We start from the raw sequence: 20049 nt of genomic DNA on the forward strand, positions 1-20049 counted from the left end.
CCAAAAGCCGATTTTAACTGCAGAGAAACGGGAGTCGACCGGGCATTTAATGTTTGGCACGGAATGTGCTAAATCGCATTTCAGGCATGACGTATTCGTTCATCGAATGGCGTGTGCGATTACAAAATCAAATACTACAAAGGAGTCCGACCTTGTTAACCCACTTGTTCCGACGTTATAAGCCTTGGCACATCCTGGGTGTCGCCGCACCGTTGGCGCTTTGCGCCGCCCCGGTTCATGCTCGCGACGCCCAGACCATCATCGGCCAGAGCTGTGCCGCCTGCCATGCCGCCGAAGGAAAGAATTCCTGGAGCCGTATCAGTCATCAGCGCAAGACCCCAGAAGGCTGGCTGATGACCATCGCCCGCATGCAAACCATGCACGGCCTGGTCATCAGCGATGAAGACCGCCGAACCGTGGTCAAGTACCTGGCCGACAAGCAGGGGCTGGCACCGAGCGAGACGGAAACCGCCCGCTACGCGCTGGAACGCAGCCTCAACACGGTCGAACATATCGGCTCCGAGCAGTACAACCAGATGTGCGCGCGCTGCCACTCCGCCGCGCGTCCGGCCCTGCAGCGTCGCCCGGCGAAGGAATGGGAGCATCTGGTCCATTTCCACCTGGGCCAATGGCCGTCGCTCGAGTACCAGGCGCAGGCACGCGACCGTGACTGGCTGCAGGTCGCGCTCAAGGAAATGGTACCGCTCTTGGCCAAGGAGTACCCGCTGGACAGCAAGGCCTGGTCCGACTGGCAACGGCACAAGCCGCAGCCGGCGGCCCTGGCGGGGCGCTGGAGCTTCAGCGGCCATATGCCCGGCAAGGGTGACGTACTCGGCGTCATGACGGTCAGCCCGGCCGGCAAGGACACCTTCAAGGTGGCGGTGCAAGGCCGCTATGCCGACGGCCAGTCCTTCAACGGCAACGGCTCTGCGCTGCTTTACAACGGCTACGAGTGGCGTGCCAGCGTCAAGGTCGCCGGCGTCGCCATGCGCCAGGTGCTGATGGCCAAGGACGGCGAGATGCAGGGACGCATGTTCGAAGAGGCCCATGACGAGCGCGGCCTCGACTTCCATGCCGCCAAAGGCGGCAATGGCAAGCTGCTCGCGGTCCAGCCCGATTTCGTCAAAGCCGGCAGCGAGACGGAGCTCACCCTGGTCGGCGCCGGCCTTCAGGGCAAGGCCGATTTCGGCCCCGGCATCCAGGTCGTCTCCGTGCTGTCGCAGACCCCCGAGCAGGTGCGCGTCAAGGTCAAGGCCAGCGCCGATGCTGCCGTGGGCGTGCGCAGCATCGGCCTCGGCAGGCTGAAGGGCGGCAGCCTGGCGGTCTACCAGCAGGTCAAGGAAGTCAAGGTGCTGCCGGCCTTCTCGGTATCCCGTATCGGCGGCAACGGCGGGTCGACGCCGAAGGTGGAAGGGCGCTTCGACGCCGAGGCCTGGAGTCAGGACGCGTCCGGCAAGCCCTTCCGGGTCGGCGTGATGCCGGCCAAGTGGTCGGTGGCCCCGTTCGACGAGCGCGCCGAGGAAGATCAGGACGTGAAATACGCCGGCAAGATGCAAGCCGACAGCGGCATCTTCACCCCGGGCGACGCCGGCCCCAACCCGGCTCGCAAGATGTCGACCAACAACGCCGGCAACCTCAAGGTGATCGCCACCGTGGACGACAGCGGGCGCGCCCTGAAGGGCGAAGGCCACATGATCGTCGGGGTGCAGCGTTGGAACAACCCGCCCATCCCTTGAGCCATGCCAGGCCAAGCCAGCATGGGGCTGGCTTCGGAATCGATACATTCGGATTGGATTGAGGAGGATGCCATGGGCACCCTATTGAACCTGGTCGAACGCAACGTGCATGAAGTGCAGGTCGATGCCGAGCGGCTGCTGTTCCACATCCCGAGCAGCTCGCTGTTCGCCGCGGACCAGCTGACCGCCAGCATCGTCGATGCCTTGCGCGTTAGTAGTTGTACCACCGAAGAGCTGCTGCAGCGCCTGTCCGGTCGCTTTGCCAGCGAGGAGGTGAGCGAGACGCTGCGGGAATTGCTGGCACTCGAGGTGGTGAGCGACGGCTCGCCGCTGACGCCGGAGATCGCCCTGCAGCGGGTCGAGCGCACCGCCTTGAACACGGTGGTGTTGAACGTCAATACCGGCTGCAACCTGAGTTGTTCCTACTGCTACAAGGAAGATCTCGACACGCCGTCGGCGGGCCGCCGCATGGACGTGGAAACCGCCAAGGCCTCGGTGGAAATGCTGCTGCAGGAATCGCCGGACGAGCCGCGCTATACCGTGGTGTTTTTCGGCGGCGAGCCGCTGAGCAACCGCAAGCTGATCGAGACCATGGTGGATTACTGTGAAACCCGCTTCGCCGAGTTGGGCAAGCAGGTGGAGTTCGTCATGACCACCAACGCCACCTTGCTCACCGAAGAGATCGTCGACTACCTCAACGCGCACCGCTTCGGTCTGTCGGTCAGCATCGACGGGCCGAAGAAAATTCATGATCGCAACCGCCTCACCGTGGGCGGCACCGGTACCTACGACGTGGTACGGCGCAAGGCGGAAATGCTGCTATCGCGCTACACCAGTCGGCCGGTCGGCGCGCGCGTGACCCTCACCAGCGGCGTGACCGACGTCGAGGGCATCTGGGACCACCTGTTCAACGAGCTGGGCTTCGCCGAGGTGGGTTTCGCGCCGGTGACGTCCGGCACCATCAACACCTTCAACCTGAATCCCGACGAGTTGGCCGAAGTATTCGCCAACATGAAAGCGCTCGGTCGGCGCTACCTGGAGGCCGCACTCGAGCACCGCAATATCGGCTTTTCCAATCTGCACCAGCTGATTACCGACATTCATGAGGGGCACAAGAAGGCTTTGCCGTGCGGCGCCGGGCTCAAGATGCTGGCAGTGGATCACAAGGGCGAATTGAACCTGTGCCACCGCTTCACCGGCTCGACCCTGCCCACCTTCGGCAACGTACATACCGGGGTGGACCAGCCGCGCCTCAACGACTTTCTGTCGCAGCGACTGGACCGCAGCAACACCGGCTGCGAGAGCTGCCGCATCCGCAACCTGTGTTCCGGCGGTTGCTACCACGAGAGCTACGCCCGCTACGGCGACCCGACCCATCCGACCTACCACTACTGCGAACTGATGCGCGACTGGGTGGATTTCGGCATCGAAATCTACAGCCGCATCATGGCCGGCAATCCGGCCTTCATCAGCAGCTACATCACACCGCGGAAGGCACACTGAGATGAAACATTTGAAGCCGATCAATCACAAGGCACAGCAACTGGAACAGGCCGCGGCGGAAGACCGCCTGGAAGAGGTGGTGGCGATGAGTTCGATCGCCGGCTGTACCGCCACCACCGACCCGGGCTGGGAAGTCGACGTGTTTGGCGGGGTGTCGTCGCTGTGCCAGCCGATGGAGTCAGACCTGTACGGCTGCTCCGATCCCTGCTGGTGGCCGGCACAAGTGCCGGACATGATGAGCACCTATCCCGACTGGAACAAGGCGGCAAACAATTCCAGCGAAGATTGGCGTCATCTGGGCACCGTATTCCCCAAAGACAAGTAACCGGCCACGTTGAACAAGAGGGATTTGCTATGTCCGTTAAAACGATTTTCAAGCTGGCCGGCTTGGCCATGGCGTTCGGCACCTATGTGCAGCCAACCCTGGCCGCCAGCGACTTGGCGCTGCAAAAAGGCCACGAATATCTCGCCGTCACCAATTACCCGAACAACCTGCACATCATCGATGCGGAAAACGACCGCCTGTATAAAAGCTGCCGCCTGCCGGATGCCTTTGGTCCGGGAACCATCCAGATCAGTCCCGACAAAACCCGCGCCTACGTGCTGAATAATCACTACGGCGATATCTACGGGGTGGAACTTGACAGCTGCAACGTGGTGTTCCACGCCACCCTGTCACAGCAGCCGACGGAGCGCGCCCGGGCGATCTTTTCCATCGGCCTGAGCCCGGATGGCAAGGAACTCTACAGCATCGTCAACCCGACCCGGATGAATCGCGACAACTACGTGGTGGAGACGCCACGCCTGCAGGTGTATTCCACCTCGGCTGGCCTGAACGCCAAGCCGGAGCGCAGCTTCCCGGCGCCGCGCCAGACCACCATGCTGCAGGCGGCCGACGACGGCTCGCTGTTCGTGGTGGGGGCCGACGTCTACAAGATGGACCCGCACAGTGGCAAGACCGAAGTGAACATCCCGCTGCGCAACTGGATCCGTCCGCTGTATAGCCCGCCGGATGTGCTGTACGTCTGGCCGCAGCAACGCCCTCAGCATACGTTCAATCTGCTGTACACGGCGGCGCGATTCAAGGACGAGAAAATGAATCCGGAGACGGCTGATAATGTTTACGGCTTTATCGACATCAATCTTGCCAATGGCAAATCCGAGCTGGTGGATTTCGCCCCGATTACCGAGGTGTATTTCACCGGGGCGCGCTCGCCCAAGGACTCCAACCTGATGTACGGCGTGCTCAATCGCCTGACGAAATATGACATCAAGGAAAAGAAACTGCTGCAAAGCGCCTCGCTCGATCATTCCTATTATTGCTTGACGATCAACAAGGCCGGCAACAAGCTTTATTTATCCGGGACCTTCAACGATGTCGCCATTTTCGATGCGGATTCGCTGAAGAAAATCGGCAACGTTAAACTGCCGGGCGGCGATATGGCGATCACCACGGCGCAGATATTTACCCGTTAATCTCCACAAGGCGAGAGCAGGGTGGCGCGCCATCCCTCTCGCCCCGGAAAGAGATCGGGAGGTCCGCCACGGGCCCGGATAAAAAAGAGGAGATCGCAATGTTCTATCCAGCCCGCCATTCTTCCGCATGATTCCCGGCTGATCAGCCGCCACCTTGGGTCGAGCCGTCCGGCTCGACCTATCTCCCCGCCATCGTCGTTGCCCAAGCTGCGATCACATTCTCGACGTGAGCGTAGGGCACGCTTTTTGCAAGGACACGGATCATGCAGGACTACTCTGCTGCAGTCAGTCAGTTTGACTATCAGGAAACCGTTCGACAGGTGTTGACGGGTAATCTCGAGGCCATCAACGCCTGCATCGAGTGTTGTGACCGTTATGCTGGGACCGGGCGCATCGCCCTGTACTACGAAAGCAGCGACGGCAGCAGCGCCAGTTATACCTTTTCCCAGCTCAAGGAATACTCGGCCCGCTTTGCCAACTGGCTACAGGCACAGGGCGTGCGGCCCGGCGATACCGTCGCCGGCCTGTTGCCGCGCACGGTGGAACTGCTGATCACCGTCCTCGGGACCTGGCGGCTGGGCGCCGTCTACCAGCCGCTGTTTACCGCCTTCGGCCCGAAAGCCATCGAGCACCGCGTCGGCACCTCCGGCGCCCGCGTGGTGGTGACCAATGGCGCCAACCGCACCAAGCTCGATACGCTGGAGGGCGGTCTCCTGGTGTTGACGGTCGGCGCAGGTGAGCAAGGCGATAACGACTTCTGGAATGCATTGCTCAATCAATTGCCGGAGTTTGAACCGGTGCTGCGACGTGGCGACGACCCCTTTCTGCTGATGTTCACCTCCGGCACCACCGGTCTGGCCAAGCCGATCGAGGTGCCGCTCAAGGCCATCGTGGCTTTCGTGACCTACATGCGTGACGCCATCGGGCTGACGGGGCAGGACCGCTTCTGGAACTTGGCCGACCCGGGCTGGGCTTACGGGCTTTACTACGCCGTGACTGGCCCGCTGGCCATGGGCTTGCCGACCACGTTTTACGACGGCCCTTTCTCGGTCGAGAGCACTTGCCGCATTATCCGCAAACGGGGCATCACCAACCTGGCGGGATCGCCGACGGCTTACCGTCTGCTGATTGCCGGCGGAGAGGCCGCGGCCCGGCCATTGCGCGGCATCTTGCGGGTGGTGAGCAGCGCCGGGGAGCCGCTCAACCCGGAGGTGATCCGCTGGTTTGACGAGACCCTGGGCGTACCGATTCACGACCACTACGGCCAGACCGAACTCGGCATGGTAGTGGGCAACCACCATGCCTTGAGCCATCCGGTGCACCCGGGATCGGCAGGGTTCGCCATGCCTGGCTACCGCGTGGTGGTGCTGGACCAGGAGCAGCGCGAGCTGCCGGCGGGCCAGCCCGGCATCCTGGCGATCGATCGCGCGCAGTCGCCGCTGTGCTGGTTTGGCGGTTATCGGGACATGCCAACATCGGCCTTCGTCGGCGACTACTACCTGAGCGGTGACACCGTCGAGGCCAACCCGGATGGCAGCATCAGTTTCGTCGGCCGGGCCGACGACGTCATCACCACCTCAGGCTACCGCGTCGGGCCTTTCGACGTGGAAAGCGCCCTGATCGAGCACCCGGCCGTGATCGAAGCGGCGGTGATCGGCAAGCCCGATGCCGAGCGCACCGAGCTGATCAAGGCGTTTGTGGTGCTGGGCGGCACCTGCGCGGCCACGCCCGAGCTTGCCACCGAATTGCAACTGCACGTTCGGCAACGGCTGGCCACCCACGTCTACCCGCGGGAAATCGAGTTCGTCGCCGAACTGCCGAAAACGCCCAGCGGCAAGCTGCAGCGTTTCATCCTGCGCAATCAGGAAGTGGCCAAGGGCAACGCCGACAAGTCGCCGCAAAGCACCCGCGTGAGCTGAGCCGACGGCACCGTCAGCGCAGGGCGGGACGGGAGGAGCGGGGAGACATTGCGGCTTCCCCCGTTCGGCCTAGCTCTTGCCGACGACGGCCGTCAGTTCGTCGATGAACACCCGCAGCACCGCCGGCTGCGAGGCGCCGCGCCGCGTGATGGCGGTAAAGGGCCACTGGGAGCTGAAGCGGGCGGGGTCGATCTGGCGCATCGCGCCGCTCTCGACCCAGCGGGCAGCGTAGTGGACCGGCAGAAACCCGACGTAGGCGCCGGACAGGATCAGGATGGCCTGGGCCTCGACGTTGTCGACGGTGGCGGTGGCCTTGCTGACCCGGAGCAGTTGCAGGTCACGCTGCTGCAGATAGCCGCGCGCCACGATGTGACTCTCCCCGATGCGCCGGAACAGCTCGTCCTCGCTGGGCGGCTGCTCGTAGAGCGGACTGTAACGGCCGCAGTACAGGCCATCGGGCTCATCGTAGAGCGGCGTGTAGGAGAGGCCGGGAACCCGCAGCGGAAAATGCCCGATGGCGATGTGCAGGCGCCCGTCGAGCACACGCTCCTCCAGCTCGGCCGGAGTGCCGATGTAGACGTCGAGCTGCACGTCGTGACCGCGCGACACGAACTGCCGCAAGGTCTTGGGCAAGGGCGACTCAGCGTCGGAGATGGTGTTGTCGATGATGCCCAGGTAGAGCCGCCCAGAGATGCGCTGCTGCAGCGCATTGGTGTCCATGCAGAACGACTCCACCGCCAACAGCAGCCGCTGCGCGGCCTCGTAGGTGGCGACGCCGTGCTCCGTCAGGCGAAAGCCGCCGCGGCCACGTTCGCACAGCGTGACCCCAAGGCGGGTTTCGAGGCTGTTCATCTGTTCGCTGATAGTCGACTGGCTGCTGTTCAAGGCCGCCTGCGCGGCCGAAAAACCGCCGCACTTGACGATTGTCATGAAGACCCTGAGCAGTTTCAGGTCGACGTCCTGGAGCTGGTTCACCGCTTTTCTCCCCCCGAGAATCACATCGTAAATTCCGATTTGAAGATCTGATCTTCCTTATTTTTTCGGCCCGTTTCTTTCTCCATAGTCACTCAAAAGGCAGGGCGTACTCAAGTCCGGCCTTCACTGTCACAGACCATGTGGAGAAGTTGAAATGCAGAATAACGGGTATGAAACGGGCCGCCTGAACTTGCCGTTCGTGGGCCATTGCACTTTCGCCAAATCGGCGGTTTGTCTCGACTGGGAGCGTATCGACGCCGACGTGGCGATCCTTGGCGCGCCCAACGACATGGGCACGCAGTGGCGCTCGGGCGCCCGCTTCGGTCCGCGCGGCATCCGCGAAGCATCGACGCTGTTTTCGTTCGGCCACGCTGGCGCCTACGACCACGAAGACGACGTGATGTACCTCACCCGCGAGGACGTGCGCATGGTGGACGTGGGCGATGCCGACATCGTCCATACCGACATGGCCAGCAGCAACGCCAACATCGAGTTCGCGGTGCGCAAGATCCTCGAATCTGGCGCGATGCCGGTGGTGCTGGGCGGCGACCACTCGATCCACGCCCCGGTGATCAAGGCCTACGAAGGCCGCGGCCCGATCCACATCATCCATTTCGACGCCCACCTCGACTTCGTCGACGAACGCCACGGCGTGCGCTACGGCCACGGCAACCCGCTGCGCCGCGCCTCCGAGATGGATCACATCACGGGCATGACCCAGCTGGGCATCCGCAACGTGTCGTCGTCGAACCGTGCCGACTACGACGCGGCGCGCGCGGCCGGCTCCAACATCCTCTCGGTACGCGACGTGCGTCGCCTCGGCACCGAGGGCGTGCTGGCGCAGATCCCGGAGAGCGGGGCCTACTACATCACCATCGACATCGACGGCTTCGACCCGTCCATCGCGCCGGGCACCGGCACCCCGAGCCACGGCGGCTTCCAGTACTACGAGGTGCTGGAAATCATCCAGGCGCTCGCCAAGCGCAGCCATGGCGGCATCGTCGGCATGGACCTGGTCGAGGTGGCGCCAGCCTACGACCCGGCCGGGCTGACCTCGATCCTGGCGGCGCAACTGCTGCTGAACAGCATCGGCTTCATCTTCCACGAACGCGCCCAGGCCAAGCGCTAAGCCTCCACATACCCATTCAGACCAAGCCCGACACCACGATGCGGGCGGAGAAACACAGGAGAAACCTCATGGATAGCAGTGTTGCGCAGTACCTGGAACGATACGGCGTGTCGGAGGCGACGCGTCGCTTCCTCGCCAAACCGCAGAAGATGTTCATCGCCGGGCAGTGGCTGGACAGCAGCGACGGCCAGACCTTCGCCGTGACCGAGCCGTCGACCGAAGGCCTGATCACGCGCGTGCCGTCCGGCACCAGCGCCGACCTCGACCGCGCGGTGGCGGCGGCGCGCCGCCAGTTCGACGGCGGCGAATGGCGCCGCCTCAAGCCGCTCGAACGCGAACGGCTGCTGCATCGCCTGGCCGACCTGATCGAGGCCAACGCCACCGAGCTCGCCGAGCTGGAAGCGATCGACATGGGCAAGTCGGTGTCGCAGGCGCGCGACGTCGACATCCAGGGCACGATCGACACCTTCCGCTACTTCGCCGGCTGGGCCTCCAAGCTGCATGGCCGCACCGTCGAGCCGTCCTTGCCCGGCAACTACCTGGCCTACACCCGCAAGGAGCCGATCGGGGTAGTCGGCGCCATCGTGCCGTGGAACTTCCCGCTGCAAACCATGGCGTGGAAGCTCGCCGCCGCGCTCGCCGTCGGCTGCACCACTGTGGTCAAGCCGGCCGAGCTGACCTCGCTCTCCACCCTGCGTTTCGCCGAGCTGGTGCAGGAAGCCGGCATTCCGGACGGCGTGGTGAATATCGTGACCGGGCGCGGCAGCGTGGTCGGCGCGGCGATGGCGACGCACCCCGGCATCAACAAGCTGACCTTCACCGGCTCGACCCCGGTGGGTCGCAACGTTGGCCGAAGCGCGGTCGATCAGCTCAAGCGCATCACGCTCGAACTGGGCGGCAAGTCGCCGGTGCTGGTGCTGGACGACGCCGACCTCGCGGCCGCGGCGCGCGCCGTGGCCAACGGCGTGTTCTTCAACTCCGGGCAGGTGTGCGACGCCGGCACCCGCGCCTACGTGCACTCGAGCGTCTACGAGCGCTTCCTGGAAGAACTGGTCGCCTACACGCGCACCCTGAAAATCGCCCCCGGCCTCGACCCGGACTGCTTCATCAGCCCGCTGGTATCGGCGCAGCAGAAGGATACGGTGATGTCCTACATCGCGGCCGGGCAGCGCGAAGGCGCCCGGCTGGTGCACGGCGGCAAGGCCCTGGAAGGGCCGGGTTATTTCGTCGAGCCGACCATCTTCGCGCACTGCCAGCGCGACATGAGCATCGTGCGCGAGGAAATCTTCGGCCCGGTGCTGGTCACCACGCCGTTCGACGACATCGAGGATGCGCTGGCGCAGGCAAACGACTCGCCGTTCGGACTGGCGGCCGCGATCTACTCCAACGACCTGGGCCGCGTGCACAGCCTGATCCCGCGGCTGGCCGCCGGCTCGGTGTACGTCAACGCGCACAGCACCATCGACCCGGCGATGCCGTTCGGCGGCTTCAAGGAATCCGGCTTCGGCAAGGATCTCGGGCCGGAACAGCTGGATTACCTGATGGAGACCAAAGCCGTCTGGATCACGCTGCCCTGAGCACGATTTGATTTCAACAAGAGCGGCGCAATGACGCCGCCGGGAGAAGTGGATTTTCAGCGCTGATGCTGGCCGGGCTTGTCCGGTCAGCCAGACCATCGCCGACGGCTTGCCTCGTTGCAATCCGTAGCGGCGAGGATCATAAGAGAGATGAGGAGATACCATGAAATCAGATGCGCAAAAGACGCCTGCGTCTCAAGGGCAAAACGGGCTGGAAATCGAAGGGCATTCGATTGACTTCATTCCGGACCACGAACGCACCGACAAACTGTCCACCCAGGGGCCGTTCTGGTTTGTCGGCAACTTCACCTTCTTCACCATGACCATCGGCTTTGTCGGGCCGAGCGTCGGCCTGAGCTCGCTGTGGACCACCATCGCCGGCACGCTGGGCATCATGTTCGGCACCCTGTTCATGGCCTTCCACGGCTCGCAGGGTCCGCACCTTGGCCTGCCGCAGATGATCCAGTCGCGCGCCCAGTTCGGCTACCGCGGGGTGGTGCTGGTGCTCTTGGCCACGCTGTTCGTGTTCGCGGGCTTCAACATCGTCAACCTGGTGTTGATGATGCAGGGCCTGAAGACGCTGTTCGCGTGGGGGCCGATGCAGGTCGCGCTGGCGGTGACGGTGCCGGCCACCATCCTCGCCATCCTCGGCCACGACTGGATGCACAAGACCTTCAAATGGTCGCTATTCCTGTCGCTGCCGCTGTACGGCATCGTCACGCTCGCGGTACTGATGGGCTGGATCCACGATGCGCCGCCGGTGGCCAACGCACCCGCCGCGGCACCGCTCGGCTTCACCTGGATCGGTTTCATCGCCCAGTTTGCCGCCGGCGCCAGCTACAACATCGCCTATGCCCCGTACGTGTCGGATTATTCGCGCTACCTGCCGAAGAACACGCCCAGCGGCAAGCTGATCGCGGCGGTGTTCCTGGGGGCGTCGCTGTCCGGCGCCTGGATGATTGCCGTGGGCGGCTGGCTGGGTGAACACCTGCACGCCACCGATATCCTGGTCGCGCTCAACAGCGTCGGCGCCAGCGTGGCCCCGCAGTTGGGCACGGTGGTCGTGGCCATCACCATCCTGGCCTTCCTGCCGGTGATCGCGATGAACATCTACAGTGCCAAGCTGACCGCCATCACCGGGGTGGATTCCTTCAAGAAGGTCAACCCGACACCGACGGTGCGCATCTGGGCCATCCTGGGCGTGGTGTTCCTGCAGGTGGGCGTGGCCCTGGGCATCTATACCTCCGGCTCCGGCCTGTCGGTGCTGAACATCTACCTGGTGGTGATGCTGTACTTCCTGGTGCCGTGGACGGCGGTCAACCTGACCGACTACTTCTTCGTGCGCAAGGGCCGCTATGCCATCCCGCACTTTTTCCTGCCGCACGACAACATCTACGGCCACTGGGGCAGCCGCGGTCTGATCGCCTACCTGATCGGCTTCGTCGCCATGGTCCCGTTCTTCACCATCTTCAACGGCACGGAAGAAGTCTACGTCGGCCCGCTCGCCAAGATGATCGGCAGCGTCGACATGGCCTGGCTGGTCGGCCTGATCGTCTCAGGCGTGGCGTACTACCTCTTGTGCCTGACGCTCGACCTGGAGAAAGAAGAAAAAGTCATTCGCCACATCGAAAAGACCTCGCCCCATTTCACCGCAGGCAAAGGCTGGTAAGCCGCTCGGCGCATGCGAACTTATTGTGAGAAGCATCATGGCAAACGAATTTGACTACATCATCATCGGCGCCGGCTCGGCCGGCTGCGTGCTGGCCAGCCGCCTGACCGAAGACGCCAACGTCTCGGTGCTGGTGCTCGAATACGGCGGCAGCGACAAGAGCGTCATCATCCAGATGCCGAGCGCGTTCTCCCTGCCGATGAACACCAAGAAGTACAACTGGCACTACGAAACCGCTGCCGAACCCCACCTCGACGGCCGCCGCCTGCATTGCCCGCGCGGCAAGGTGCTGGGCGGCTCCTCGTCGATCAACGGCCTGGTCTACATCCGCGGCCATGCCTACGACTTCGACCAATGGGAAGAGTTGGGGGCCAAGGGCTGGGGCTACCGCAATTGCCTGCCTTACTTCAAGCGTGCAGAGAGCTTCAAGTTCGGCGGCGACGACTACCGCGGCGACAGCGGCCCCTTGGCCACCAACAACGGCAACAACATGCAGAACCCGCTGTACGGCGCCTGGGTGGAGGCCGGCGCCCAGGCCGGCTACATCAAGACCGAAGACTGCAACGGCTACATGCAGGAAGGCTTCGGCGCAATGCACATGACGGTGAAGAACGGCGTGCGCTGGTCCACCGCCAACGCCTACCTGCGCCCGTCGATGACGCGCCCGAACCTGACCGTCATCACCCACGCCATGACGCGGCAGATCCTGCTGGAAGGCAAGCGCGCGGTCGGCGTCACCTACGACCAGAACGGCGTCACCCACACCGTGCGCTGCCGCCGCGAGGTGCTGGTGTCGTCCGGGCCGATCGGCTCGCCGCATCTGCTGCAGCGTTCCGGCATCGGTCCGGCCAAGGTGCTGAAGAGGGCGGGCATCGAGGTCAAGCACGACCTGCCGGGGGTGGGGGAGAACCTGCAGGACCACTCGGAAATCTACATCCAGTTCGCCTGCAAGGAGCCGGTCACGCTCAACGGCAAGATGGGGCTGCTCGGCAAGGCGCTGATCGGCCTGCGCTGGCTGCTGTTCAAGGACGGCCTGGGCGCCAGCAACCACTTCGAGGCGGGCGGCTTCATCCGCTCCGAAGCCGGTCTGCGCTGGCCCGACATCCAGTTCCACTTCCTGCCGGCGGCGATGCGCTACGACGGCGACAAGCCGTTCAAGGGGCACGGCTTCATGGTGCTGACCGGGCCCAACAAACCCAAGAGCCGCGGCCACGTGCACGTGGTGTCGCCCGACCCCTACGTGCATCCGGAAATCCGCTTCAACTACCTGGAGAGCGAAGAGGACCGGGAAGGCTTCCGCCGCTGCGTGCGCCTGACGCGCGAGATCATCGGCCAGCCGGCCATGGACCGCTACCGCGGGGTCGAACTGGCGCCGGGGCCGGAGGTGCAGACCGACGACGAGATCGACGCCTTCGTGCGCGCCAACATGGAAAGCACCATGCACCCGTGCGGCTCCTGCCGCATGGGCGAGGACGACATGGCGGTGGTCGATTCCGAGCTGCGCGTACGCGGCATCGAAGGCCTGCGCGTGATCGACTCCTCGGTGTTCCCGACCGAGCCCAACGGCAACCTCAACGCGCCGACCATCATGTTGGCCGAACGCGCCGCCGACCTGGTGCGTGGCCGCCAGCCCCTGCCGCCAGCCGAGGTGCCGGTGGGCCTCGCCGAGGGATGGCAATCCCGCCAGCGCACCAAGGCCCCGATGCGCAAGGTCGCGGTTTGACCTGAGCTCTCCGCAGCGGCCCGGCACGGTTTTCCTTGTCGGGCCGTTGGCTTTTCAGGGCTGACGAGCACTGCCACCCGGTACGCCATGGGACAAAGGCCAAGCGGCACCAAGCCTTGCGTTTATCGTTCAGGTACGGTGGCGGCCACCCGGCAGCCGTTTACCGTGCCGGGGACCAGCAGCCCGCGCGGCACCACGAAAGCACAGGCGATCGAGGGGCCAGGCTGACGGTGGGCGAGCAGGGGAGGCGGGTTATCGGGAAGGGGGGCACCCAGGCGGCCAGCCGGTGCTGTCGGCAGCAGGGCGCTGGGCGGAAGAGTAAGGGAGTCGAACCCTCCCGGGACCGCTGGCGGCCCCATCTGAATTTGAAGTTCAGCCGCCCCACCGGGAGCGAGACTCTTCCAACACCGTGACAAACAGGTACAGCCGCGATGCACTGCTACCGGACGTCATTATAAGCACCCGCAATCGGCCGATAAAGCACCATATAGCCAGGCTCATTCCTCGAACAGGGTCGCGTCGCGCAGCCAATGGCGGTTGCCTAGCCGCCGGGTGAAGCCGCTGCGGTCGAAAAACTCGAGAATCTGGACGGCGAGCTTGCGCCCCAGCCCCAGTGCGTCGCGCAGGCTGGACGCCTCGACGAAACCATGCTCCCCGGCCAGCCGCCGCACCGTGGCGGCGATCTGGCGCAGGCGATCCTGCGCGTAATAGCGGTCGCTGACGACCGCGACCGCCAGCCCCTGGCGCGCGGCTTTCTTCAGCAAGACACGCACCACGCTCTCGTCCTCGTCCAGCTCCCGAGCCACGTCACGCACCCAACCACCCTCGTCCCGCTGCAGCAACACGGCCGCGCGCGACCACAGCGTCTCCTCCTCGGCGTCGAAGCTGACGCGGTGCTCCGGCAGGTGCAGCCAGCCGCGCGTGCTGAGAACGCGCCCGCTGTCGATCAACTCGCCAATCGCCAGGTCGGCGGCAGCGGCCGGCTCTTTCGGCAGCGCGATGCGGAGCAGGGCGCTGCGCGCCACGCCGATCTCGTCAGGGTGGCTGGCGTGGCGTTCGGCCAACGTGGCCAGCAGGGTGGCCTGCATGCCTTCCCAACACGCGGGGGTGTAGAGCCAGCCCTCGTTGCCGCCGACCCGCTTCAGGGGATTCGCCTCGAGCAGTTCGTCCACTTGGCCATCTTCCAGCTGGCGCGCCCAGGCGAAGGCCGGCAGCGAGACCGGCTGCCAACGGCTGACGGCACCGAGCACCGCCCGGTCGTCAGCAGCAACACGGGCCAGCTCGGCGAGATAAGCGAGCCGTGCCTGCGTGCGTTTGGCACGCGCCGGCGGGGTGATCTCCAGCACGCGTGCCGAGGCGAGGGTGGTCTGCGCCGAGGCATCGCGCACGATCAGCCGGTCGTTGTCGGCCAGGTACAAGGCGCCATCGAACACCAGTTCGGCCAGGCCGCATTGGCCGGCATCCAGCCGTTGCGGCTCGAGCAGCGCCAGGCGACCGGTGATGTGGCTGGCGGCATGGTGCAGGTGCACCGCCTGCCAGTGAGCGAGGGGGCGCGTCAGCGCCAGATCGGCTTGCAGTTGCACCGTGACGCGCGAACTCGGTTCGGGCGGTTCGTGCGCCAGCAGCCAGTCGCCGCGCGCAACGTCATCAAGGGCGAGGTCGCCGCTCAGGTTGAGTGCCAGGCGCTGATGCGCCTCACCCTGCTCGGCCGCCTGGTTCTGGGCGTGGATTCCGCGCACGCGCACCGGCTTGCCGACCCCGGTCAGCCAGAGCGTGTCGCCCACCCGAACCTGGCCGGCCAACGCCGTGCCGGTCACCACCAGACCCGCCCCCCGCACCGAGAAACGGCGGTCGATGGCGAGACGGAAGCGCCGGGCGGGCGCCCCGGAGCGGGGTGCGGCCAGTTGCCCCAAGTGGCTGGCGAGCGCGTCCAGCCCGACTCCGCTCTTGCTGGAAACCGCCAGCACCGGGCTGCCGGCAAAACGGGTCGGCGCCAGCAGGGCGGCGATGTCGCCGGCCAAGGCCTCGACGCGTTCCGGCGCCACCAGGTCGCACTTGGTCAGGACAATACTGACCGCCGGGATGTCCAGCAGGTGGAGGATGGCCAGATGCTCGACGGTTTGCGGCATGATGCCGTCGTCGGCGGCGATCACCAGCAGCGCGTGATCGATGCCGCCCACGCCGGCCAGCATGTTGGAGAGGAAGTGTTCGTGACCGGGAACATCGATAAAACCGAGCCTCCGCCCGTCCGGCAAAGTCAGGTAGGCGTAGCCGAGGTCGATGGTCATGCCGCGCCGCTTTTCTTCCGGCAGCCGGTCGGCGTCGGTGCCGGTCAGGCGGGCGATCAGCGAGGTCTTGCCGTGGTCGACGTGGCCGGCGGTGCCGATGATCATGGGCGCGTCTCCGCCCCGGCAAACGGCAACTGGCCGAGGTTGGCCATCAGACCGGCTTCATCCTCCAGGCAGCGCAGATCGAGCCACAGCCGGCCATCCTGCACCCGGCCGATCACCGGCCACGGCAGCGCGCGCAAGGCACGGCACAGGCTGTCGAGGGTGCTGCCGCGGCCATCGCGCGGGCTCAGCGTGATCGCCCAGCTCGGCAGCCGGTCCACCGGTAGCGAACCACTGCCGATCTGCGACAGGCAGGGCTCGCTGCCCACCACGAAGACCTCGTCGAAAAGCGGGCGCAGCGCGGGACAGAGCCGTTCGGCCTGCTGCTGCATCGTCTGCTGCGGCCGCGTCAGCAGGCGCAGCGTCGGCAGCGCCTGGGTCAGGTTTTCCGGCTCGAGGTAGAGCCGCAAGGTGGCTTCGAGCGCGGCCAGCGTCATCTTGTCACAGCGCAGCGCCCGCTTGAGCGGGTGCTTCTGGATACGGGCGATCCACGCCGCATCGCCGATGACCAGCCCGGCCTGCGGACCGCCAAGCAGCTTGTCGCCGGAGAAACTGACCAGATTCACGCCGGCGGCGATCATCTGCTGCGGCATCGGCTCGGCCGGCAAGCCCAGCCGCGCCATGTCGGCCAGCGCGCCGCTGCCAAGATCGGTGGCCAGGGGCACGCCGCGCTCGGCAGCAAGCCGGGCCAGCTCCGCCTCGCTCACGCTGTGGGTGAACCCTTCGATGGCGTAGTTGCTGGTATGGACCTTCATCAAGAGTGCGGTATCGGGGCCGATGGCCTCGGCGTAGTCGCGCAGGTGGGTGCGGTTGGTGGCGCCGACTTCCACCAGGCGGCATCCCGCCTGGCGCATCACGTCCGGCATGCGAAACGCGCCGCCGATTTCCACCAGTTCGCCCCGCGACACGATCACCTCGCGCCCGGCCGCCATGGTGCTCAGCATGATCAGCACCGCGGCCGCGTTGTTGTTGACGACACAGGCCGCCTCGGCGCCGGTCAGCTCGCGCAAGAGTTCGCTGACGACCTGGTCGCGATGCCCGCGGCCGGCCCCGTCCAGATCGTATTCGAGCGCCACCGGCGCGCGCATCGCCTGCATGACCGCCGCCACGGCGGCCTCGGCCAGCTGCGCACGCCCCAGGTTGGTGTGCAGCACGGTGCCAGTGAGATTGAAGACCGGACGCATCTGCATTTGCTGCCGTTCGGCCAACTCTTGGCGCACTACGTTGAGCAGCTGGGCCTCTTCGCTGGCCCAGTCGGGCAGGCGGCCATGTTCGCGTATGTGACGGCGCGCCAGGTCGAGCCGCTGGCGCAGTGCGCGCAGCACGGCTTCACGGCCGTGGCGCTGCAGCACGTCGGCCAGATCGGGCCGCAGGAGCAGTTTGTCGATGGAGGGGAGTCGGCTGTACAGGGTCTGGCTGTCCATGATGTTCGTCGCAGCGTTTCCGGCCAGGGAGAGGGATAGTTGATGATGACATAAAAAGGGCGGCCGGACACAAGCCTGCCGCCCCTCAAGACGGTTACTGCACGAACAGGAAGGGGTTCTGCCCGGAGCAGGCAAAACCCTGCTCTTCGACGTGCCAGTCCAGCGCAAGGCTGGCCAGGTCATCGGCCACCGGCTCGACGGCGACATCCTTGTCCTGGTACAGCACCTTCAGGTAGCTGTGGCAGTCGCCGCAGCTTTCCGCCTTCACCGCCGCCTCGACGCTGTCGAGCGACCAGTAGCCGAGATCACGGCTGGACGAGCAGCAGCTGCACTGCGCCCGCACCACGTGCCATTCGCTCTCGCACAGGCTGCAATGCAGATAGCGGTGGCCGGGTTCGGCGCCAAGACGGACGACGCTCGCCACCGGCGGCGCGGCGCAGACCGGACACACGCTGCGGTCGGCGCCGGGATCGGCCTGCAGCCGGCCATCGATCGCCGCGGCAAGCTGGCTCCAGTTGAGCGACAGCGCCGCCCACAGGAAGGGCGCAACGGCCACGCCGCCCGCCGCGCTGTCGCCTGACAGCAGCGCGCTCGCCCAGGCCTCGCGTTCGCTGCGACTGGCCTGGGCAAGCCGGTTCACGGCCGCCTGCAAGGCTTCCGCCAAGGGCCGGCTGGCGATGGTGGCCAGTAGCGCGTCGAGGTCGTCCTGCCACGGCAGGCGGCCCCGCCACCCGGCCGGGGCCAGTGGCGGCATGCCGTGCTCGGCGCAGCGCTGCACCAACCCGGCCAGTTCCTCGGGCGGCGTCAGCGGCCGCTCGGCCAACCGCCGCGCCTGGGCCGCCACCAGATCGGCCGCGAAGCCCAGGTAGTCGGCCATCGGGTGGTTGGCCGACAACGCCCGCAGCCTGGCCGCCCTGGCCGCGTACAGCGTGGCCGGGTGGGGCTGCAGCCAGCTTGGTGCTGGACTGGGCTCGACACCGGCTTCCAGCCTGTCGATCGGTACGATACGAATATTCACCTAGGCTCCTTTGCGCCCGATTGGCCGGTCATTTCGCGGAACCAGCGCGGATGATGTTTCTTGGCCCAGCCGTAGGTCACTACCCCCTCGACCATGGCCCGGATCGTTCCCTTCACCCAGATCGCCGCGTAGATGTGGACGATGATGCCGGCGATAAGTAGCACCGCGGCCACCGCATGCGTCAACAGCGCCACCCGGATCAGCGGGATCGGGAACGACGGCGAGAAGTACGGCCGCCAGATCACGATGCCCGACGCCAGCAGGGCCAGCAGGCACACGCACATCAGCCAGAACAGGCCTTTCTGCCCGCCGTTGTACTTGCCAATGTCGCCCACCTCGTGACCCTGCAGTACGCTGCCCACCGATTTCATCCATTTGATGTCCTCGGCGTTGATCAGGTTATGGTGCCAGTAACGGAAAAACTGCCTCAAAAACCCCACGAACATCAGCACCCCGACGAACGGGTGGATGATGCGCGCCAGTTGCGGCGTGCCGAAGATGCCGGTGAGCCAGAAGAAGGCGGGGTAGAACAAGGCCAGTCCCGACAACGCCAGCAGCACGAAGCACAGCGCCACGAGCCAGTGGTTGATCCGCTCCGCGGCGTTGTAGCGCACGATCAGCTTTTCGCGGCTCATGCTTGATCCTCCCCATCGTCGTCATCCGGCCGGTTCGGCCCGACCCCGATGTAGTGCAGGAACCCGAACAGGCCGGCGGCGGCGAAGCCGATCGTGGCCAGCGGCTTGAGCAGGCCTTTCCACAGCTTGACCACGGGGCTGATGGTGGGGTTCTTGCGCAGGCCGGAGTAGAGGCCGGGCCTGTCGGCATGGTGCAGCACGTACATCACGTGCGTGCCGCCCACGCCGGCCGGGTCGTACAGGCCGGCGTTCGGGAAGCCGCGCGTCTTCAGGTCCTCGACGCGCTCGCCCGCAAAGGCGGTCATGTCTTCCTTGCTGCCGAAGCGGATCGCGCCGGTCGGGCACGTTTTCACGCAGGCGGGCTCCTGGCCCACCATGACGCGGTCGGAGCACAAGGTGCACTTGTAGACCTTGTTGTCTTTCTGGCTGAGGCGCGGCACGTCGAACGGGCAGCCGGAGATGCAATAGCCGCAGCCGATGCAGTGCTCCGACTGGAAGTCGACGATGCCGTTGGCGTACTGGATGATCGCACCCGGCGACGGGCACGCCTTCAAGCAGCCCGGATCGGCGCAGTGCATGCAGCCGTCCTTGCGGATCAGCCATTCGAGCTTGCCGTTTTCCTCCACCTCGTTGTAGCGCATCACGGTCCAGGTCTGCGCCGACAGATCGGCCGGGTTGTCGTAGACGCCGACGTTGCTGCCGATCTCGTCGCGCAGGTCGTTCCATTCCGCACACGCCACCTGGCAGGCCTTGCAGCCGATGCAGGTGGTAACGTCGATCAGCTTGGCGACCTCGATCTTGTGCTCCCTGGCCACCGGGGGCTGGGTAGGGGAAGCCGACCGGCGCAGGATATCTTGCGATTGCAGTGCCATGTC

The 20049-nt window shown here is 65.4% G+C and carries 15 protein-coding genes and 1 tRNA gene; 9 read left to right on the forward strand and 7 right to left on the reverse strand.

What is annotated here, in order from left to right; genetic code table 11:
• Nucleotides 1-152 precede the first annotated feature (152 nt).
• From peaA to NH8B_RS10605, 5 genes are all read left to right on the forward strand, one after another.
• Complete coding sequence (gene peaA / locus NH8B_RS10585) at nt 153-1736, forward strand: quinohemoprotein amine dehydrogenase subunit alpha (RefSeq protein ID WP_014087282.1); 1584 nt, start codon at nt 153-155, stop codon at nt 1734-1736.
• Between the two features lie 72 nt (nt 1737-1808).
• Nucleotides 1809-3239: a quinohemoprotein amine dehydrogenase maturation protein gene (gene peaB / locus NH8B_RS10590; protein WP_014087283.1), complete on the forward strand. Its 1431-nt coding sequence runs from the start codon at nt 1809-1811 to the stop codon at nt 3237-3239.
• A 1-nt stretch (nt 3240) separates the two neighbouring features.
• Nucleotides 3241-3564: a quinohemoprotein amine dehydrogenase subunit gamma gene (qhpC, locus tag NH8B_RS10595; protein ID WP_014087284.1), complete on the forward strand. Its 324-nt coding sequence runs from the start codon at nt 3241-3243 to the stop codon at nt 3562-3564.
• Between the two features lie 29 nt (nt 3565-3593).
• Nucleotides 3594-4715 (forward strand): quinohemoprotein amine dehydrogenase subunit beta, encoded by a 1122-nt coding sequence (peaD, locus tag NH8B_RS10600; protein ID WP_014087285.1) that lies wholly within the window; start codon nt 3594-3596, stop codon nt 4713-4715.
• A gap of 263 nt (nt 4716-4978) precedes the next feature.
• On the forward strand, nt 4979-6634 hold the full coding sequence (locus NH8B_RS10605; protein WP_014087286.1) for an acyl-CoA synthetase: 1656 nt from the start codon (nt 4979-4981) through the stop codon (nt 6632-6634).
• 69 nt (nt 6635-6703) lie between these two features.
• On the opposite strand, the gene NH8B_RS10610 is transcribed toward NH8B_RS10605, so the two are convergent.
• The gene (locus tag NH8B_RS10610; RefSeq protein WP_041702928.1) at nt 6704-7609 is read right to left on the reverse strand and encodes a LysR family transcriptional regulator; all 906 of its coding nucleotides are present in this window, start codon (nt 7607-7609) and stop codon (nt 6704-6706) included.
• Nucleotides 7610-7763: 154 nt separating this feature from the next.
• Between NH8B_RS10610 and speB the strand changes: the two genes are divergently transcribed.
• The 4 genes from speB to betA all read left to right on the forward strand — a co-directional run bounded on the left by speB (nt 7764) and on the right by betA (nt 13707).
• On the forward strand, nt 7764-8738 hold the full coding sequence (gene speB, locus NH8B_RS10615; protein WP_014087288.1) for an agmatinase: 975 nt from the start codon (nt 7764-7766) through the stop codon (nt 8736-8738).
• A gap of 68 nt (nt 8739-8806) precedes the next feature.
• Nucleotides 8807-10315: an aldehyde dehydrogenase family protein gene (locus NH8B_RS10620; RefSeq protein ID WP_014087289.1), complete on the forward strand. Its 1509-nt coding sequence runs from the start codon at nt 8807-8809 to the stop codon at nt 10313-10315.
• Nucleotides 10316-10478: 163 nt separating this feature from the next.
• Nucleotides 10479-11984 (forward strand): purine-cytosine permease family protein, encoded by a 1506-nt coding sequence (locus NH8B_RS10625; RefSeq protein ID WP_014087290.1) that lies wholly within the window; start codon nt 10479-10481, stop codon nt 11982-11984.
• Between the two features lie 37 nt (nt 11985-12021).
• Nucleotides 12022-13707 (forward strand): choline dehydrogenase, encoded by a 1686-nt coding sequence (gene betA / locus NH8B_RS10630; protein WP_014087291.1) that lies wholly within the window; start codon nt 12022-12024, stop codon nt 13705-13707.
• A gap of 311 nt (nt 13708-14018) precedes the next feature.
• On the opposite strand, the gene NH8B_RS20925 is transcribed toward betA, so the two are convergent.
• From NH8B_RS20925 to fdxH, 6 genes are all read right to left on the reverse strand, one after another.
• Nucleotides 14019-14110: transfer RNA gene (locus NH8B_RS20925), tRNA-Sec, on the reverse strand.
• Nucleotides 14111-14204: 94 nt separating this feature from the next.
• Nucleotides 14205-16100 (reverse strand): selenocysteine-specific translation elongation factor, encoded by a 1896-nt coding sequence (gene selB, locus NH8B_RS10635; protein WP_014087292.1) that lies wholly within the window; start codon nt 16098-16100, stop codon nt 14205-14207.
• Complete coding sequence (gene selA / locus NH8B_RS10640; protein ID WP_014087293.1) at nt 16097-17521, reverse strand: L-seryl-tRNA(Sec) selenium transferase; 1425 nt, start codon at nt 17519-17521, stop codon at nt 16097-16099. Before selA ends, selB begins: the two co-directional genes overlap by 4 nt.
• Nucleotides 17522-17615: 94 nt before the next feature.
• Nucleotides 17616-18539 (reverse strand): formate dehydrogenase accessory protein FdhE, encoded by a 924-nt coding sequence (gene fdhE, locus NH8B_RS10645; protein WP_014087294.1) that lies wholly within the window; start codon nt 18537-18539, stop codon nt 17616-17618.
• The gene (locus tag NH8B_RS10650) at nt 18536-19174 is read right to left on the reverse strand and encodes a formate dehydrogenase subunit gamma (protein ID WP_014087295.1); all 639 of its coding nucleotides are present in this window, start codon (nt 19172-19174) and stop codon (nt 18536-18538) included. Before NH8B_RS10650 ends, fdhE begins: the two co-directional genes overlap by 4 nt.
• Entirely contained in the window at nt 19171-20046 is an 876-nt protein-coding gene (fdxH, locus tag NH8B_RS10655; protein ID WP_014087296.1) for a formate dehydrogenase subunit beta, read from the reverse strand. Before fdxH ends, NH8B_RS10650 begins: the two co-directional genes overlap by 4 nt.
• Nucleotides 20047-20049 lie beyond the last annotated feature (3 nt).

The organism is Pseudogulbenkiania sp. NH8B (assembly GCF_000283535.1).
GTDB classification, from domain to species: Bacteria; Pseudomonadota; Gammaproteobacteria; order Burkholderiales; family Chromobacteriaceae; genus Pseudogulbenkiania; species Pseudogulbenkiania ferrooxidans.

Bases quoted from the DNA above. Each gene is read 5' to 3' on its own strand.
- peaB (WP_014087283.1), top strand. From the start codon at position 1,809: ATGGGCACCCTATTGAACCTGGTCGAACGCAACGTGCATGAAGTGCAG.
- qhpC (WP_014087284.1), top strand. From the start codon at position 3,241: ATGAAACATTTGAAGCCGATCAATCACAAGGCACAGCAACTGGAACAG.
- peaD (WP_014087285.1), top strand. From the start codon at position 3,594: ATGTCCGTTAAAACGATTTTCAAGCTGGCCGGCTTGGCCATGGCGTTC.
- NH8B_RS10605 (WP_014087286.1), top strand. From the start codon at position 4,979: ATGCAGGACTACTCTGCTGCAGTCAGTCAGTTTGACTATCAGGAAACC.
- speB (WP_014087288.1), top strand. From the start codon at position 7,764: ATGCAGAATAACGGGTATGAAACGGGCCGCCTGAACTTGCCGTTCGTG.
- NH8B_RS10620 (WP_014087289.1), top strand. From the start codon at position 8,807: ATGGATAGCAGTGTTGCGCAGTACCTGGAACGATACGGCGTGTCGGAG.
- NH8B_RS10625 (WP_014087290.1), top strand. From the start codon at position 10,479: ATGAAATCAGATGCGCAAAAGACGCCTGCGTCTCAAGGGCAAAACGGG.
- betA (WP_014087291.1), top strand. From the start codon at position 12,022: ATGGCAAACGAATTTGACTACATCATCATCGGCGCCGGCTCGGCCGGC.
- selB (WP_014087292.1), bottom strand. From the start codon at position 16,100: ATGATCATCGGCACCGCCGGCCACGTCGACCACGGCAAGACCTCGCTG.
- selA (WP_014087293.1), bottom strand. From the start codon at position 17,521: ATGGACAGCCAGACCCTGTACAGCCGACTCCCCTCCATCGACAAACTG.
- NH8B_RS10650 (WP_014087295.1), bottom strand. From the start codon at position 19,174: ATGAGCCGCGAAAAGCTGATCGTGCGCTACAACGCCGCGGAGCGGATC.
- fdxH (WP_014087296.1), bottom strand. From the start codon at position 20,046: ATGGCACTGCAATCGCAAGATATCCTGCGCCGGTCGGCTTCCCCTACC.